This window comes from Microcoleus sp. Pol1C5 (assembly GCF_036701115.1).
Lineage (GTDB): Bacteria > Cyanobacteriota > Cyanobacteriia > Cyanobacteriales > Microcoleaceae > Microcoleus.
In genome coordinates this window covers 91,303-107,803 of record NZ_JAUBQE010000025.1, presented here as the reverse complement: position 1 = coordinate 107,803, position 16,501 = coordinate 91,303, and the positions used below count along the sequence as shown (strand labels likewise).

The following is a 16,501-nucleotide window of genomic DNA, read 5'->3' as shown; positions in this document are numbered from 1 at the left end:
TTACTACCGATCGCCTAGAATTGTTAAAACTGTTATCTGCCCAAATTGCTATTTCTATTGAGAATGCTCAACTTTACGAGCAATTAGGCGAATACTCGCGAACGCTGGAATGTAAGGTTATAGAAAGAACGCAAGAATTGCAACAGGAAATGGCTGTCAGAATGCAGACAGAAAGAGCCTTGGGCAAGTCTGAAGAAAAGTTTTCTAAAGCCTTTCGTTCCAGTCCTAACCCGATCGCGATCGCCAGATTTGCAGATGGACGCTACATCGAAGTGAACGACAGTTTCCTCAGCACTTTTAGTTACTCTCGCGAACAGGTAATTGGTTTTACAGCAATTGAGTTGAATTTTTGGGTTAATTTAGAAGAATGTGACAGATACAAGCAGCTCTTGCAAGAATCAGGAGTGCTTCGGAATCAGGAATTTGATTTTTGTACTTCATCAGGCGAGGTGAGGAAGATGCTGGTATCAGCAGATATTATTGAGTTGGGTGGAGAAGCGTGTATTCTCTTAGTCATTAACGATATTACCGATCGTCAAAGGGTAGAAGAAGCGCTAAAAGAAAGCGAGGCTAAATACCGTGACTTAGTTGAAACATCGCAGGATATGATTTGGTCAGTTGATGTTGAAGGGCGTTATACCTTCGTCAACGCTGCCGTCCAACAAATTTTTGGCTACAGCCCTGAAGAAATGATAGGGCGAAAATTCAGTGAGTTTCAGATACCTGAACAACTTCCCAAAGATAGCGAAATATTCCAACGTATGCTGAATGGAGAGTCCGTATTTCAGTATGAAACCATACAATTAGCTAAAGATAGTAGACCTATCAATCTCCGGTTTAATTCACTTGTAGTGCGGGATTCCGAGGGAAATATTCTAGGAATAACGGGCACAGCAAGCGATATTACGGAAAGTAAAAAAGCAGAGGCGGCCTTACAAAAAGCCAAAGAAGTTGCAGATGCGGCTAACAAGGCTAAAAGCGAATTTTTATCAAAAATGAGTCACGAATTACGAACTCCCCTCAATGCAATTCTCGGCTTTACCCAAGTGCTGGCGCGCGACTCATCCCTTTCTCACATACAACAGGGACAGATCGACATCATTAGCCGTTCTGGCGAGCATTTGCTGACGCTGATTAATGACGTGCTGGAAATGTCTAAAATCGAGGCAGGTCGGATTACCTTAAATCCTACTAGCTTTGACCTGTATCATTTGCTTCATTCTCTCGAAGAAATGCTCAAACTCAAAGCTGATTCTAAAGGTTTACAGCTCAGTTGGCACATCAACTCTAACATTCCTCAGTATGTAAAAACTGACGAAAATAAATTGCGTCAAGTCTTGATTAATCTGTTAGGAAATGCGATTAAGTTTACTACGAAGGGCAGTGTAACGCTTCGGGTTGCAGCAATTAGTGCGAAACAAAAGTCCCCCATAGACAACGAACCACGGACTATTACGTTTGAAGTGGAAGACACTGGTTACGGCATTGCTCCTACTGAGCTAGATTATCTATTTAAGGCTTTTGTGCAGAGTGACGCAGGTCGGAAATCTCAAGAAGGAACAGGCTTGGGTTTACCCATCAGCCGACAATTCGTACAACTGATGGGAGGAGACATTACCGTCAACAGTACCTTGAATCGAGGAACAATTTTTAGTTTTGATATCCAAATTAGCTCCCCTGAGATGGCTGAAGTTCAACCTCGACAATCAAGAAAGCGGGTAATTGGTTTACAACCCAACCAACCCCCATATCGCATCTTGGTGGTTGATGATAAATGGGAGAGCCGTTTGCTATTGATTCATCTTCTCGAACCGCTTGGCTTGGAGGTGCGCGAAGCAGTAAATGGTCAAGAAGCTATTAGAATCTGGGAAACTTGGAAACCTCACCTAATTTGGATGGATATGCAAATGCCTGTGATAGACGGGTATGAGGCTACCAGACAAATTAAAGCCAAGATTCAAGATGAGCCTACCGCGATTGTTGCGTTGAGTGCTAGCGCTTTTGAGGAAGAGCGAGCCATTGTTTTATCATCAGGCTGTGACGATTTTGTGAGCAAGCCTTTCCAAGAAGAAGTTATTTTTGCCAAAATGGCTGAACATTTAGGGGTACAGTATATTTATGAAGATTTACCGAACTTTACATTATCTCAGCTTGAGGGTCAAGACTTGAGTGTAAAAGAAGGGGAAAAAACTGAAATTTTAAGGACAACTTTGGCGACAATGCCTACGGAGTGGGTGATACAGTTACATCATGGAGCTATCGATGCAGATGCTGACCTGATTTTAAGTTTAGTCGCCACAATCCCTGAATCCAATACTTCTTCTGCGGAGATTATCACCGATTGGATTCATAATTTTAGATATGATAAAATTACTGACTTAACAGAAAAATTTATCCCATGAACACCCAGAAATTAGAATTTTATGTTGACAATATTTTAGTGGTTGACGATACCCCAGACAACCTGCGTCTTTTATCCATTATGCTGAGCGACAAAGGATATAAAGTTCGGGGGGTAATAAACGGGGAAATGGCATTAAAAGCAGCGCGTTCAACCCCGCCAGATTTGATTTTGCTGGACATCACGATGCCCCAGATGAACGGCTACGAAGTGTGCCAACATTTAAAAGCGGATGGCAGAACTTCGGGTATTCCAGTGATTTTCTTGAGCGCCTTAAATCAAGTATTGGATAAAGTCACAGCATTTGCTGTTGGAGGAGTAGACTACATCACCAAGCCATTTGATTTAGAAGAAGTTTTAGCTCGTGTCGAAAATCAACTAACTATTCAGCGGTTGCAAAAAAAAATGCACGAGCAAAATGCGCGATTGCAGGAGTCCGAAGCTAAAGAGCGGGAGAAATCTCAGCAGCTAGAGCTGGCTTTACAACAGTTACAAAATGCACAAGCTCAACTAATTCAAAGCGAGAAAATGTCAAGTTTAGGGAATGTCGTAGCAGGGGTAGCTCACGAAATTAACAACCCGATTAGCTTCATTAAAGGGAACCTCTCGCCCGTAAGGGAGTACACTGAAGATTTGCTGAGGCTGGTGCAACTCTACGCAGAAGATTTTCCCAATCCCACAGCAGCTATCCAGGAACAACTAGAGGCGATGGATCTCACTTTTCTCAGGAAGGACTTGCCGAAGTTAATTGCTTCTATGAGCATAGGAGCTGAGCGAATCGAAGAAATAGTGCAATCGCTGCGGAATTTTTCCCGACTCGATGAAGCTGAGTTAAAAGCGGTGGATATCCATGAAGGACTTGATAGTACGCTGATGATTTTGCAGCATCGGCTGAAAGATGAAGCAGATCAAACGATAATTAAAGTGATAAAAGAGTATGAGGCTCTGCCAAAGATAGAATGTTATGCGGGGCAAATGAATCAGGCTTTTATGAACGTCCTGAGCAATGCGATTGATGCGTTGCAGTCACAAAAAAGTTGGGAAAAAGAGGCCGATGATAACAGCCACATCCCTACTATTACTATTTGCACGAAGTTACTCTCCGATTTTCAAGTGGGTATTTATATTACGGATAATGGGCCGGGCATAAAAGAAGAGATTCAACAACGCATTTTTGAACCCTTTTTTACAACGAAGCAAGTGGGCCAAGGAAAGGGTTTGGGGTTATCGATCAGCTATGCTATTGTAGTGGACGAGCACGGCGGGCAACTTCGTTGTCTTTCGAGACCTGCTCAAGGGGCGACATTGGTCATCGAAATTCCGATTCATCACAGTAAAAAATATTTTTCTGAAGAAGACTTAGGCGGGTTATAAGCCACACTAAAATAAAAGTAGTCAAACATGGTGTAAAATCAGAAATTTTGTTTATTTGTGAGTCAGTGTATTTGTAATTTTGAAACAAATTTCTATTAATCACAAGTTGATACTTTTAGCCACAGAGTCCGAAATATTTTCCGGCAACGCTCCTTAAATTGCCAACGGTCACCGACTTGTTTTTTCCCGTAGCTTATGCACGCACTCTCAAACCCAAAATAATAATAATAATGATAAATTTCAACCCTCATTTTTTTTCAGCAAAAACCCTAGCAATTGTTTGTGCAATTGCTGCGTTTGTTGTCGTTGCTAGCAAAGTCTTTGCCACAACAATCGATTATGCACCGCCATTTAAAGAAACCAGCTTTTACAGTACGATGATATCTGCTAATAACGATTTAGCTGACATTTATTATCCTAAACCATCGGATCTTAATTCGGGTAATTACTCTTTCCCCATTGTACTTTTATTGCAAGGTGCGCTTGTAGATAAATCATTTTATTCAGATTACGCTAGCCACGTGGCGCGGTACGGCTTTGTGGTAGTCGTTCCGAACCATTTGCGCCCTTCGCCCTTCAATCCCACTTTACCGCCTAATTTGGCGTCGGAAACTTCGCAAATTGCGGCGGTTTTGTCGCAAATGGCGATCGAAAACACAAAGCCCACATCTCCGATTGCGTCTGTTATCGATACGCAGCGCCTTGGTTTATTGGGTCATTCTTTTGGGGGTGCAGTGGGGTTATCGGTGATTGCTAATAAATGCCTCCCAGAATTGTATTTGTGTCAAGAGCCATTTACGCGCCCGAAAGAACTATTAGCGGGTGCATTTTTTGGAGCTAACTTGCGGAATCCCATTGCTAATGAATTTGTACCCATCGCTAATGATGGCATTGCAGTGGCGTTGATTCAAGGCGATATCGATGGTGTCGCCCTGCCCGATCGATCTCAAAGCACCTTTGACCAAATTCAAACACCACCCAAAGCTTTGATTACTGTTATGGGTGCAAATCACTTCGGCATTACCAATGTTAATAACCCCGCTGGTGCGAACCCCGATCGCAATACTGCTACCTTAGAGCGAGCCGTGGGTATTGAAACGATCGCCCGTTGGAGCGCGCTATTTTTGCGAGCAAATATGCTTAAAGATCGATCGGCATTTGATTATATTTACTCTCAAGGTGACGCCCTCGATCCGAATGTCCGTGTTACCACCGTTGCAGTTCCCCAACCATCTTCTAAGTAGCTCCACCTCAAAAAACGTCAGATAGATTAAAGCTAATATAGCAATACTAAATCAGTCGTAATTTTTTTTTCCACCCAACTCTCCCCTTATCAAGGGGAGGAAGTAAGAAATTGACCAATGATTTCTGATTGCTATAGTTCTCTAAATAATAAAGTTTGAAATTTCCTTTTACTTTACCTATAAATTTTACTTTAAAAGCTGTTATTTTGTTCATTTCAATCGTTTTTAATCAAGTTTTTTAATTTTTTTTAAACTCAATGGCGGCCTCCTGAGCCTTTTTGTTACTCACAGGCTTTTGTTCCTTTAAGTTGGCTTTCATGCGATAGTGTACTTGCTTGTGTAATGTTTGATATTTAACTGATACTTGATAGTTCTATTCTACCCATTGACCAATTTATTTATAAGTTTTAAAATCACAGGATTTTTCACTTAACTTGTCTGATATTCCGGCTATTACCGCTGAAGGAATTATTCGGGGTCTACCAGTTGCTTGCCGTATTTCTAACAGTTATGACAGACCGCCAGCACTATATTGTTTTAACCATCTATGTACAGTAATTCTATGTACGCCTAAACGTTCAGCTACATCTGTAAGGCTTTGACTCGCTCCTGTTTTTAACCAATAAAGTGCCTGAATTTTTTGTTTATTAGGTAGAGTGCGCTGCTCGGACAGAATTATTTTTAACTCGTCTGCTGTTAAATCAATTCTTTCTTGGTATTTTACTTTCATAAAGTATTAGTCAAACTTTGTTCTTCATTGTATCAGCTATTTTTGGACGATGATATCATTAAGTAAATTTTCCTTTTCAGTAACGTCACCCTGCCGCTTAAAGACTAGCAAAGTAATATCATCAAACACTTTCTGCTTACCGATATGTTGCCGCACATCTACAATCACCGCATCCTTAACTCCTGCTGCAGACTTGTGCCAATTTTGACCAATTACTTGACACAATTGCTTCAGTCCATACTGCTTTTTGCCGATGTTATAGGCTTCTGGAATGCCATCAGTATAAAGCACCACCCCATCTCCAGGTTCTAGCTCAATCAGGACGTGACTGATGAAGTCTGCGATATCATCATCTAAAGCGATCGGGAAGCCTAACTCCATCGTATCGATGCGCTCAACATCTCCATTTTTTCGCACAACTAACGTTTCTTCATGCTGACCGCTGATGCTAATGAGTCCTTCGGAGTAGCTCAAAATCGCCAGCGTCAGACTTTTCTCAGAGTTCATGCGCTGTACGTTTTTGTAGAGGGTACGGTTGAGTACATCCAGGAATCGAACGGGGTCTAGTTCACGAATCTCTTGCAGGGTGCGAACTGAGGTTTGCGCCATCAGCATCAGAATGCCGCTTTCCAGGCCGTGTCCGGTGACATCACCGATCGCCAGTGTGACAACACCATCGATCTGTAGCACGTCGTAGTAGTCACCTCCTACTTCATCAGCGGGTTCCATGTATCCGGCGATATCTAGTCCGTCAATTTCCAGTTCCTCAGGGTTAGGCAAAATCATTTGCTGGATCTGACGCGCCACATTTAATTCTGCACCTAAGCGGAGGTTGTCTACTTTGAGTTTTTCGTTCAGGGTAATGATTTCCTGATTAGCATTAGCGAGTTCTGCTGTTCGTTCTTTAACTTTGTCTTCGAGGGTTTCAAAGGATTCTTGGATTTGCCTCGCCATACTGTTGAAGGATCGTGCCAGCAGACCAATTTCGTCTCGCGATCGCATCTTCACACGCATATCTAAGTGACCCGCAGTAAACTGGGCAACGGCTTCGGTGAGGTAAATCACAGGCTTTGTTAATAGTTGTGCGATCGCCAAAGCGATGATAGTTACAATTGTGGCGATGATTGCTAATAAAAGAAGTGCATCACGTATTTGTTTTTCTACAGGTGCTAGGGCAACGGCAATCGGCTGTGCGAAAAGAACTGACCAAGGTTTATATTTCAGGCGGGCGATCGCTAAGAGGCTCAACTCATTATTACCCGTAGCTGCCAATCGTGTGGTTAGATAAGGCTGTTTAGTGTCTAAAGCTTGCTTGAGGTCAGGCAAATTGATTGCAAGTTCTTTCGTTAGAGTCTTAGGCAAACGCCCTTCGCGTTGCAGTTTCGCTACAACATTGGGCGGCAAAGGCACAATCGATTTGAAAAGGAGTTCAGGTGTAGTGCTATGTGCCAGATGGATATAGTGTTCATCTAAAAGAACTCCTAACGATTTCGCACCTGCGTGTTCAGTTTCCCGAGTCACCAACTGCTGGACAGATGTGGCATTGTATGCCACCCGCAATACACCCAATATATTTCCCTTCGCATCGCGAACAGGACTGCTAAAGAAGAGCGTCACGAGGTTGGGAATTGTCGGCGATTGCCTAATACTAGAAACAAAAGATAGTTGAGTTTTGAGCGGTTCTTGGAAGTAATCTTGACCGGATTCATCTCGTCCAACATCCGGTGTATTCGTATCGAGTACATTCCGTCCCTCTAAGTTGAGCAAGGCATAGGAGATAATATTAAGCATATCTTTGCGACTGAGCCGGGTTAAGGTTTCAGTCGCTAACATCTCTTGGGGACTACCATTTCGCCGTTCTGGAGGTAGGCCCAGATAGGCAGACAAACCTGGTAAAATCGCTTCTACGCGCACGGCATTGAGATTTGCATCGATAAACCCGTCTATTCTGTTAGCGGTTTCGTTAGCCGCCGCAGATAGGGCTTGTCGTGCGTTGTCGGTCAATGCCTTTTGAGTTGTCTGCTTGTTGATAAATGCTAACAACAGCAACGGAATTAGAGCAACGAGGAGAAACGACACGATTAACTTTGTACGAATGCTGTTGAAAAACGAGCGCTTCATGGTTTCCGACTAGGAGGGGGGTTTAAGAAAGAAGAATTGAACAAGGTTTCTAGATTGGGAAGGCGGGTCACATTGCCAGCGCGAATAAAAAAGTCGGCATATTTCTTGGCGGTTTTGTAGATATAATTAGGACTGTCTGATTGAAAGAACTTTTGATTTTCTGCAAAGCCAGTGAGGTCTATTCCCTCGAAAGGTCTTGTATTGCTGGGAATATTCAATGCTTTGCTCACGATCGCGTTTCCTTCGGTAATATTTGCTTTCCAATATGACAAGCCTTGAAACCAGCCTCGCACAAAGGCGCGAATATCTTCCGGGCGATCGCGTATGGCCTCACCCCGAAACGCGATCAAATCCAAAATTAAGCCTGGGGTTTGTTTGCTTGTAAACAAAATTTTTGCTCCTAATTTTAATGATTCAGAAATATGCGGTTCCCAAGTGTGCCCTGCTTGGATAGCATTGTTTTGTAAGCGCTGGGGAACGTCTAAACCATCAACTTTAACCAGCCTAACATCATCGCTCGTCAGCTTAGAGATTTTCAACATCTCAGTAACGAAGACTTCGCTAAAGCCGCCTAGATTTGCACCAAGCTTTTTTCCTTTCAAGTTAAGAATTGTTTTAATGTCCGATTGCGCGACTACCACATCTGCACCTGTCGATTCATCCACAACCATCACAGCTTGGATATCGGGATTTGTGGCACTCAAGATCATAAAATCTCCCAAGGTTAATCCGATCCCATCATACTTCCCTGCACTGAAATCTGCTTGTTGCAATTGTAAGTAGTCTACATAGCTCAGTTCCACGTCTATCCCTTGCGCTTTGAAGAATCCTTTCTCTTGAGCAATGATGCCAGGTCTATGGCCAACAAAAGAGATAAAACTTACTTTTAGGGGAGGACGTTTTACTTTTAGAGATTCCGGAGAATGACAAGCAAACAGCAGCCAGCAGGTAATAATAATAAAGATGCTGTTGAAAAAGGAGCGCTTCATGGTTTCAGACTAGGAGGGCGGGTTAAGAAAGAAGAATTGAACAAGGTTTCTAGATTGGGAAGGCGGGTCACATTGCCAGCGCGAATAAAAAAGTCCGCATATTTTTTGGCGGTTTTGTAGATATAATTAGGACTGTCTGATTGAAAGAACTTTTGATTTTCTGCAAGGTCAGTGAGGTCTATTCCCTTGAAAGAGATTCTCTTGATGGGAATATTCAACGCTTTGCTCACGATCGCGTTTCCTTGGGGAATATTTGCTTCCCAATAGGACAAGCCTTGAAGCCAGCCTCGCACAAAGGCGCGAATATCTTCGGGGCGATCGCGTATCACCTCACCCCGAAACGCGACCAAATCTAAAATTAAGCCTGGGGTTTGCTTGCTGGTAAACAGGATATGCGCCCCTAATTTTAATGCTTCAGAAAGATACGGTTCCCAAGTGTGTCCTGCTTGGATAGCATTGTTTTGTAAGCGATCGGGAACTTCTAAAGCCTCGACTTTGACCAGGCTAACATCATCGCTCGTCAGTTGAGAGGTTTTCAACATCTCAGTAACGAAAACTTCGCTAAAGCTGCCTAGATGTGCACCAAGCTTTTTTCCTTTCAAGTTAGGGATTGTTTTAATCTCTGATTGCGCGACTACCACATCTGCACCTGTGGATTCATCCACAACCATTACAGCTTGCATATCAGGATTTGTGGCACTCAATATCACCAAATCGCCCAAGGTCAATCCGATCCCATCATACTTCCCTGCACTGAAATCCGCGTCTTGGAATTGTGAGTAGTCTACATAGCTGAGTTCCACGTCTACCCCTTGCGCTTTGAAGAATCCTTTCTCTTGAGCAATGATGAGAGGTGTATAGCCAACAAAAGGAACACAAGATACTTTTAGGGGAGGGGGTTTTACTTTTAGAGGCTCCCGTAAATGACAAGCAAACATTAGGCAGCCGGTAATAATAAAGATACAGATGTAATTAAGTAATTTAGACATACTATCTAAAGCATTCCTGGTGTAGAAAAGGCGATTTATATTTTCTTGAGTCCGATCGACCTAAGTGCATCCTCCGCAATAGTCGCTAAACCTGTTCCGGTGGCGATATCTAGAACAAGCTGGCCCGATCGCACTTTTGGCAATTCTACTAACCGAGTTGCAGCTTGTTTGTGAAATTCATTCTCGTAGTCGGGAGGGTTGTTGAAGTCATTGAGAATCTCCTGTTTGTAGGCACTTAGCGAATCAGTCATGCCGAATTATTGGTTTAACTTTCTACTTTAGCAAGGTATTTGACCTCAATTAAGAAATCAATAATCGGTTTTGCATAAATGCTCGGCATCGCTGTGCTACCGATATGGTGAACGGTGACCGCCTTTTCTCCCATTGCTCATGCAATCTGTTTTGACTCTTTAAGGAAGGTAATTCGCCATCTTGGATCGTGGGGAACTACTTCTACTTTTCGGAAGTTTTTAAAGTGAGGCAAAGACCTAATATTTACCTGTTAGCTAAATATTATTTGGCACGACCGTTACTATTTTATCAGCTCGATCGGCTCACCCGAAACTATAAAATATAAAATATAAAATATAAAAGCGAAATAGTTTTTACCCAAACTCAATTTGAATCGGGGTTTTTAAAGTGGCAGCATATTCAGGAACAGGCTTTCGGGCCTGTTCCACAATAAAGATGATTAGGACTTAAGTATGTGCAAGTTATCGAGCATGGTTTTAGCAGTTGCGATCCAGTCGGGTAACTCGGGTGATATCGCGTATACCCAAACGATCGCGTGTAGCTGTCGCATTTTACGGTACGGTTCTAGAGTGGCAAAGTCGGGCGCATTCGGATAAGCGGCCATCCCCTCATCGTCGAGGTTAATCAAGTCCCAGGCGATAGAACCGGTGCAAGTGTCCTCAAAATCGTTCCACAGCAATCCTTTCGCAGTTGGAATTAAATTTAAGGCATGGGCATCTCCGTGCAGCGGCTGCAACACGCTGACTGAATTGCTTAACTCCCCAAGCAGGCGATCGTAAGTTGTTTGCAGCAGCGTCAGGTCACTTTTCGGCAGAATATTGCCAAGCTGTTCGAGCCTTTCGAGCCCGCGCGGAATATCGTTGAGGGGCGGCGCCAGCAGCGGCAAATCGCCCGCGTAATCGCGCAGAACCGCGTGCAGTTCAGCTTGCATTCGTCCGACTGTCGCCCCATCGGGCAAAGCATCAGAGATTGGTTCAAAGTAGCGCCAGAAGCTCATCGTCAAACCGTCGCAATGGTGGGGAACCGGGGGTAAAAAATCGCTGGGAGGGACTACAGGAGCGCCTTTGGCAGCCAGAAAGGCGACGACAGAGAGTTCGCGGGCCAACCAAGACTCGACTGGCGATCGCACTACGGGGGTTAGGGTAGCGATCCGAGCCACAATGGGTGCAGGTTTCAGGTGAACTCGCACGGAATAGGTGTCAGCAAGCACGTGGGGGTCGTTTACGCGAATGCCGGCTGCAGAGGCAACAGACACCGATGCTGCGACGGCGCGGGCTGTAAGTGCGGGGCGATCGAATTCTGTGGATGGCATAAGCGGCACATTAAAACTGGTTCGCAGTTGCCCGCAGCCGGCGAGTCAACGCGAAACTGCGAACCTACTTCTTTGTATTATACTGTAATACAAAAGCTCACACTCGCAACGCAGAGAGCATGAGGGAGCTTCCGCGATACAATCTGTGTTTGGTAAAGAATTTTTACAAGTTCACAGCCCATTACAGCCTTTGCGGCTTGTACTACCCAACCTGCCTGAAAATATGGATTTTGCTACTCTTGCTGCCCAGCTAAATGCTGGAACTATCTTGCCAGAGGGAATTGTCATCATCACCCTCTTGGTGGTTCTCGTCGGCGATTTAATCGTAGGCCGCAGTTCCTCGGGTTGGACTCCCTACGCTGCCGTTGCGGGTTTGCTAGCCGCCGTCGCTGCCTTGTGTTTGCAGTGGGATAATACGGATACCATCTCGTTTCTGGGCGGTTTTAACAGCGATGCCTTGAGTTTAGTGTTTCGCGGAATTATCGCTTTGAGTGCGGCTGTCACTATTTTGATATCCGTCCGCTATGTACTGCAAACTGGTACTGCTTTAGCGGAATTCATCGGCATTTTGCTTAGCGCTACTTTGGGGGGAATGTTCCTCAGCGGCGCTGATGAATTGGTGATGATTTTTATTTCGTTGGAAACTCTGAGTATCTCGTCTTATTTGCTGACAGGTTACACAAAACGCGACCCGCGTTCCAATGAAGCTGCTTTGAAATATTTGTTAATTGGGGCTTCTTCTTCAGCGGTGTTTCTCTACGGGATTTCGCTGCTGTACGGGTTGTCGGGCGGCGAAACGAAGTTAAGTGCGATCGCGGCTAACCTTTCTACTGTGGATGAAGGTCAATCTCTCGGTTTGGTGATTGCTTTGGTTTTTGCGATCGCCGGCATCGCCTTCAAAATCTCTGCGGTTCCCTTCCACCAATGGACTCCTGACGTTTACGAAGGTTCTCCTACACCGGTTGTTGCCTTCCTTTCTGTCGGTTCCAAAGCAGCCGGTTTTGCCCTAGCAATCCGCTTGTTAACAACTGCTTTCCCCGCACTTACCGAACAGTGGCACTTCGTATTCACGGCCTTAGCCATTCTCAGCATGGTGTTGGGAAATGTGGTTGCCCTCGCCCAGACTAGCATGAAGCGGCTTTTGGCTTATTCGTCGATCGCCCAAGCCGGTTTTGTGATGCTGGGTTTGATTGCAGGAACAGAAGCCGGTTACTCCAGCATGATATTTTATCTGTTGGTTTACCTGTTTATGAACTTGGGTGCTTTCGCCTGCATCATCCTGTTCTCGCTGCGGACTGGAACCGACCAAATTAGCGAATATTCGGGTTTGTACCAAAAAGATCCGCTGTTAACTTTAGCCTTAAGTATTTGCCTGCTTTCTCTCGGTGGAATTCCGCCCCTGGCTGGATTTTTCGGCAAAATCTATCTGTTCTGGGCAGGCTGGCAAGCAGGACTTTACGGCTTAGTTATTCTGGGATTAATTACCAGCGTAGTTTCGATTTACTACTACATCCGCGTTGTCAAGATGATGGTAGTAAAAGAACCTCAAGAAATGTCAGACGCGGTAAAAAATTATCCCGAAGTTCGCTGGAATCTTCAGGGAATGCGGCCTTTGCAAGTCAGCGTTGTACTCACCTTAGTTGCGACAACATTGGCGGGAATTTTGTCGAACCCTTTGTTTAATTTGGCTAATGATGCTATTACCAAAACTCCCATCTTGCAGTCGGCATTGAGTCATGTGCAACCTGTTGTGGGTGCGAACATTGAATCGAATTTAGTGTCTCGTCGGGATTAATTTGTCCTGGTTGTGAAATAGTGGAAAACGCCTGACTCTTTGCAGTTGGGCGTTTCTTTTTTGTTGTGATATACTGTTAATTATGATTTTTAACCGCAGATGTAGCCAGATTAACGCAGATTAACGCAGATAAAAGTTAGTACAGAGGCAACAATGTTAGTACAAAGTAAGGCAAAGTTTTATACTCCAGATGAGTACCGGGATTTAGAGGAAACTGCTGAGTTTAGAAATGAATACCGGGATGGAGAAATTGTAAAAATGACGGGTGGTAGTATTAATCACAGCCAGATAATCGGTAATATTTATGCGTTCTTAAAATCTGCTTTGCGGGGAAAGAATGCTAGACCATTTATGAGCGATTTGCGGTTGTGGATTCCTCGGTATCGACGCGGGACTTATCCAGATGTGATGGTAGTTGAAGGAGAATTAGTTTGCACAGAGGGACGGAAAGATGAAATACTCAATCCTGTGCTGATTGTGGAAGTGCTTTCTAAGTCTACCAAGGATTTTGATCGAGAGGATAAGTTTCGGTTTTATCGATCTATCCCTGAATTCCGTGAATATCTGTTAGTCAATCAATCTGAGTTTTTAGTCGCACAATATATTAAAACCGAATCAAATGAATGGTTGTTTCGGGAATATGAGGGAGAATCAGCAATAGTTTCCTTCGCTTCAGTGGAAGTGCAAATGTCGATGCTCGATATTTATGAGCAGGTTGTATTTGAAACCCAGGAAACGGAAGTACAAGAAGAAAATTAATGCTATTGGGGGATGCGAATATCAAGAGACTCGACTGCTGAATCAAATTTATTCAGTAGTAATCGAGATTGTTACCAAGAAGTCGGGGATTTCGTTGGTTTGCACGTGAGTTTCAAAATTTCAATTAAGAGTAAAATTAGATGAATGTAATTTGGTTACTATTAAAAGCTTCTTGGTTAAATGTTTCCATCGCCATACTCACAGGCTTAATCAGCGGCGGTTGCAGCGCTACGTTAATTTCCCTAATTAACCGTGCAATCAGCGACAATTCCAATGGTAATTTAGTCTGGTATTTTGCGGGATTAGCAATCTTGGCTCTTTTGAGTGGCTTTGTATCCCAATTTTTATTAATTTATCTCTCTCAAGAAGCTGTTTATAATTTGCGTCTGAGTTTGAGCCGTGGCATTTTGTCTACTCCTTTGCGGAATTTGGAAGAGTTGGGCGCTAACCGCTTGCTGGCAACTCTGACTGATGATGTGGGAACGCTTTCTAATACTATATTTTTGATTCCTTTTCTTTGTGTTGATATCGCCGTTATCGTGGGCTGCTTAACTTATTTAAGCACGATTTCGGGTACGGTTTTTGTTGTTGTCTTTTGTTTTTTGGTGCTGATGATTGGCACGGTGCAGTTGTTGCTCAGCAAAATGCGGAAATTCTTCGATTTAGCCAGAGAAGAACAAGATACATTATTTAAGCATTTTCGCAGTATTACGGATGGGATTAAGGAACTTAAACTGCATTCGTTGCGCCGCCAAGAGTTTTTTACGGAACAATTGCAGGTGAGTGCTGATGCTTCCCGCGATTATAACGTGACTGCTTTGAATACTGGCGCAGTTGCGATTGGAGTCGGTCAGTTGCTGTTTTTTATGCTGATGGGTTTGCTGCTGTTTGCTTTGCCGAAATTTGTGCCAGTTTCTACACCTGTTTTGTCAGCTTATATTCTGACAAGTACCTATTTGATGTCTCCATTTCAGAATATTTTGCAAAGGTTGCCGGCAATTTTTCGTGCTAATACTTCGGTGGAAAAGATAGAGAGAATGGGATTGGCTTTGGCGAGTCAAGCTGAGATAAATTCAACGGTTAAACCGTTTCCAACTGCTGAGTGGGAGACGCTGGAGTTAAATCGAGTAATTCACAGCTATCCGGGAGAAAAAGAAGACAGCAATTTTATTTTGGGCGAGCTTAATTTGAAGTTTCATCCGGGTCAATTAGTGTTTATAATTGGCGGTAACGGCAGCGGTAAGTCAACTCTCGCTAAGCTAATCACTGGTTTGTACATTCCTGAATCGGGAAAAATTCTCTTAGATGGCCAGCCAATTACTGAGGAAAATCGAGAGTGGTACAGGCAGAACTTTTCTGCGATTTTCTCGGATTTCTATCTGTTTGAAAGGCTTTTGGGGATGACTAATCACGATTTGGACAAGCAGGCGGCTGAATATTTGCGAGAGTTTCATTTGGAGAATAAAGTTCAGGTGAAAGACGGAGTTTTGTCAACTACGGCTTTGTCTCAGGGACAGCGAAAGCGGCTGGCTTTGCTGACGGCGTATTTAGAAGATAGACCGATTTATTTGTTTGATGAATGGGCTTCGGATCAAGACCCGTTTTTCCGGGATATTTTTTACAAGCAGTTGCTACCGGAGTTGAAGCGGCGGGGGAAAACGGTTTTTGTGATTAGTCACGACGATCGCTATTTTGATATTGCCGATCGCGCAATTAAACTAGATTACGGTAAAGTAGAGTATGACAGATCAAATGGATAAGTACCGAATGGTCGAAACTTTGACCGAAAGCCAGGTTTCCGACTTGATGGATTTGTACAAAAACGAGTTTTGGAGCGACAAGCGGACGCGGGAAGATGTGGTGAAAATGCTGGCTTCTACTGATGTTATCATTGGTTTTGTCGATGAGAGCGATCGACTAATTGGCATTACCCGCGTCATTACCGATTTCGTATACAGAGCAATGATTTTTGATGTGATTATCAAGCCGACACACAGAAAAATGGGACTGGGTGCGAAGTTGATGGATGCAGTTTTAAGTCATCCTCAACTGCAAGCTGTCGAGCATTTTTATCTTAATTGTTTGCCGAACATGATGCCGTTTTACGAGCGTTGGGGTTTCACGGATGATATGGGCGAACTTAAGTTTTTGCGGCGAACAACAGGCTGAACTCAGGCTGTTAAAATCTCCAGTTTTTCTCTAATTGCGTCTTCTTTGAAACCTACTAAAACAGCCGTTCCATCTTTAACGAAAAGAGGACGTTTCAGCAGCATCGCATCCTTAGCAAAAGCCTCCACCCACTGTTCGCTAGTCCAATTTTTCTTGTCATCGCCCAAAGCGCGGTAAGATTGACCGGAAGTATTTCGCATGGGTTGAAAACCCAAAGCAGTTACCCAGCTTTGAATTGTTTCGCGAGTCGGCGGCTGTTCTTTTGTGTTAATGAACTCGTAATTAACATTGCTATCTTTGAGCCACTGGAAAGCTTTTTTGCAGGTTCCGCAGTTCGGGATTCCGTAAACTTGAATTGACATAATA

15 protein-coding genes are annotated in these 16,501 nt (G+C 43.7%); 7 read left to right on the top strand and 8 right to left on the bottom strand.

Going from position 1 to position 16,501, the window contains the following annotated elements:
* The 3 genes from QUA23_RS15690 to QUA23_RS15680 form a co-directional block, all read left to right on the top strand.
* Positions 1–2,402: PAS domain S-box protein (locus tag QUA23_RS15690; protein ID WP_333110420.1), on the top strand; the 2,402-nt coding region annotated here is incomplete at its 5' end.
* A complete protein-coding gene (locus QUA23_RS15685; protein ID WP_333076728.1) occupies positions 2,399–3,775 on the top strand; it encodes a response regulator in 1,377 nt (458 codons plus the stop codon). The genes QUA23_RS15690 and QUA23_RS15685, both read left to right, overlap by 4 nt.
* A 230-nt stretch (positions 3,776–4,005) precedes the next feature.
* Complete coding sequence (locus QUA23_RS15680) at positions 4,006–5,019, top strand: poly(ethylene terephthalate) hydrolase family protein (protein ID WP_333076729.1); 1,014 nt, start codon at positions 4,006–4,008, stop codon at positions 5,017–5,019.
* Between the two features lie 508 nt (positions 5,020–5,527).
* Here QUA23_RS15680 and QUA23_RS15675 read toward each other — a convergent pair.
* The 7 genes from QUA23_RS15675 to QUA23_RS15645 form a co-directional block, all read right to left on the bottom strand.
* The gene (locus tag QUA23_RS15675) at positions 5,528–5,749 is read right to left on the bottom strand and encodes a helix-turn-helix domain-containing protein (RefSeq protein WP_333076731.1); all 222 of its coding nucleotides are present in this window, start codon (positions 5,747–5,749) and stop codon (positions 5,528–5,530) included.
* Between the two features lie 36 nt (positions 5,750–5,785).
* Positions 5,786–7,870: a SpoIIE family protein phosphatase gene (locus QUA23_RS15670; protein WP_333076733.1), complete on the bottom strand. Its 2,085-nt coding sequence runs from the start codon at positions 7,868–7,870 to the stop codon at positions 5,786–5,788.
* Complete coding sequence (locus QUA23_RS15665) at positions 7,867–8,859, bottom strand: ABC transporter substrate-binding protein (RefSeq protein WP_333076734.1); 993 nt, start codon at positions 8,857–8,859, stop codon at positions 7,867–7,869. The genes QUA23_RS15670 and QUA23_RS15665 overlap by 4 nt, the downstream gene beginning before the upstream one ends.
* On the bottom strand, positions 8,856–9,848 hold the full coding sequence (locus tag QUA23_RS15660; RefSeq protein WP_333076735.1) for an ABC transporter substrate-binding protein: 993 nt from the start codon (positions 9,846–9,848) through the stop codon (positions 8,856–8,858). Before QUA23_RS15660 ends, QUA23_RS15665 begins: the two co-directional genes overlap by 4 nt.
* A 35-nt stretch (positions 9,849–9,883) precedes the next feature.
* Positions 9,884–10,099, bottom strand: a complete 216-nt coding sequence (locus QUA23_RS15655; protein ID WP_333076736.1) for a hypothetical protein — start codon at positions 10,097–10,099, stop codon at positions 9,884–9,886.
* Between the two features lie 14 nt (positions 10,100–10,113).
* Positions 10,114–10,233, bottom strand: coding sequence for a GrpB family protein (locus tag QUA23_RS15650; RefSeq protein ID WP_333076737.1), 120 nt, complete (start codon positions 10,231–10,233; stop codon positions 10,114–10,116).
* Between the two features lie 306 nt (positions 10,234–10,539).
* A complete protein-coding gene (locus tag QUA23_RS15645) occupies positions 10,540–11,412 on the bottom strand; it encodes a phosphotransferase (protein ID WP_333076738.1) in 873 nt (290 codons plus the stop codon).
* A gap of 223 nt (positions 11,413–11,635) precedes the next feature.
* On the opposite strand from QUA23_RS15645, the gene QUA23_RS15640 reads away from it, so the two are divergent.
* From QUA23_RS15640 to QUA23_RS15625, 4 genes are all read left to right on the top strand, one after another.
* The gene (locus QUA23_RS15640; RefSeq protein WP_333076739.1) at positions 11,636–13,207 is read left to right on the top strand and encodes an NAD(P)H-quinone oxidoreductase subunit N; all 1,572 of its coding nucleotides are present in this window, start codon (positions 11,636–11,638) and stop codon (positions 13,205–13,207) included.
* A 153-nt stretch (positions 13,208–13,360) separates the two neighbouring features.
* Positions 13,361–13,966 (top strand): Uma2 family endonuclease, encoded by a 606-nt coding sequence (locus QUA23_RS15635; RefSeq protein ID WP_333076740.1) that lies wholly within the window; start codon positions 13,361–13,363, stop codon positions 13,964–13,966.
* 140 nt (positions 13,967–14,106) lie between these two features.
* Positions 14,107–15,726 (top strand): cyclic peptide export ABC transporter, encoded by a 1,620-nt coding sequence (locus QUA23_RS15630; protein WP_333076741.1) that lies wholly within the window; start codon positions 14,107–14,109, stop codon positions 15,724–15,726.
* Positions 15,707–16,135 carry a GNAT family N-acetyltransferase gene (locus QUA23_RS15625; RefSeq protein WP_333076742.1) on the top strand — a complete coding sequence of 143 codons (429 nt, stop codon included), beginning with the start codon at positions 15,707–15,709 and terminating at the stop codon, positions 16,133–16,135. Before QUA23_RS15630 ends, QUA23_RS15625 begins: the two co-directional genes overlap by 20 nt.
* A gap of 2 nt (positions 16,136–16,137) precedes the next feature.
* Here QUA23_RS15625 and QUA23_RS15620 read toward each other — a convergent pair whose 3' ends face one another.
* On the bottom strand, positions 16,138–16,497 hold the full coding sequence (locus QUA23_RS15620; RefSeq protein WP_333076744.1) for a Spx/MgsR family RNA polymerase-binding regulatory protein: 360 nt from the start codon (positions 16,495–16,497) through the stop codon (positions 16,138–16,140).
* Positions 16,498–16,501: the final 4 nt, after the last annotated feature.

Bases quoted from the DNA above. Each gene is read 5' to 3' on its own strand.
- QUA23_RS15685 (WP_333076728.1), top strand. From the start codon at position 2,399: ATGAACACCCAGAAATTAGAATTTTATGTTGACAATATTTTAGTGGTT.
- QUA23_RS15680 (WP_333076729.1), top strand. From the start codon at position 4,006: ATGATAAATTTCAACCCTCATTTTTTTTCAGCAAAAACCCTAGCAATT.
- QUA23_RS15675 (WP_333076731.1), bottom strand. From the start codon at position 5,749: ATGAAAGTAAAATACCAAGAAAGAATTGATTTAACAGCAGACGAGTTA.
- QUA23_RS15670 (WP_333076733.1), bottom strand. From the start codon at position 7,870: ATGAAGCGCTCGTTTTTCAACAGCATTCGTACAAAGTTAATCGTGTCG.
- QUA23_RS15665 (WP_333076734.1), bottom strand. From the start codon at position 8,859: ATGAAGCGCTCCTTTTTCAACAGCATCTTTATTATTATTACCTGCTGG.
- QUA23_RS15660 (WP_333076735.1), bottom strand. From the start codon at position 9,848: ATGTCTAAATTACTTAATTACATCTGTATCTTTATTATTACCGGCTGC.
- QUA23_RS15655 (WP_333076736.1), bottom strand. From the start codon at position 10,099: ATGACTGATTCGCTAAGTGCCTACAAACAGGAGATTCTCAATGACTTC.
- QUA23_RS15650 (WP_333076737.1), bottom strand. From the start codon at position 10,233: ATGGGAGAAAAGGCGGTCACCGTTCACCATATCGGTAGCACAGCGATG.
- QUA23_RS15645 (WP_333076738.1), bottom strand. From the start codon at position 11,412: ATGCCATCCACAGAATTCGATCGCCCCGCACTTACAGCCCGCGCCGTC.
- QUA23_RS15640 (WP_333076739.1), top strand. From the start codon at position 11,636: ATGGATTTTGCTACTCTTGCTGCCCAGCTAAATGCTGGAACTATCTTG.
- QUA23_RS15635 (WP_333076740.1), top strand. From the start codon at position 13,361: ATGTTAGTACAAAGTAAGGCAAAGTTTTATACTCCAGATGAGTACCGG.
- QUA23_RS15630 (WP_333076741.1), top strand. From the start codon at position 14,107: ATGAATGTAATTTGGTTACTATTAAAAGCTTCTTGGTTAAATGTTTCC.
- QUA23_RS15625 (WP_333076742.1), top strand. From the start codon at position 15,707: ATGACAGATCAAATGGATAAGTACCGAATGGTCGAAACTTTGACCGAA.
- QUA23_RS15620 (WP_333076744.1), bottom strand. From the start codon at position 16,497: ATGTCAATTCAAGTTTACGGAATCCCGAACTGCGGAACCTGCAAAAAA.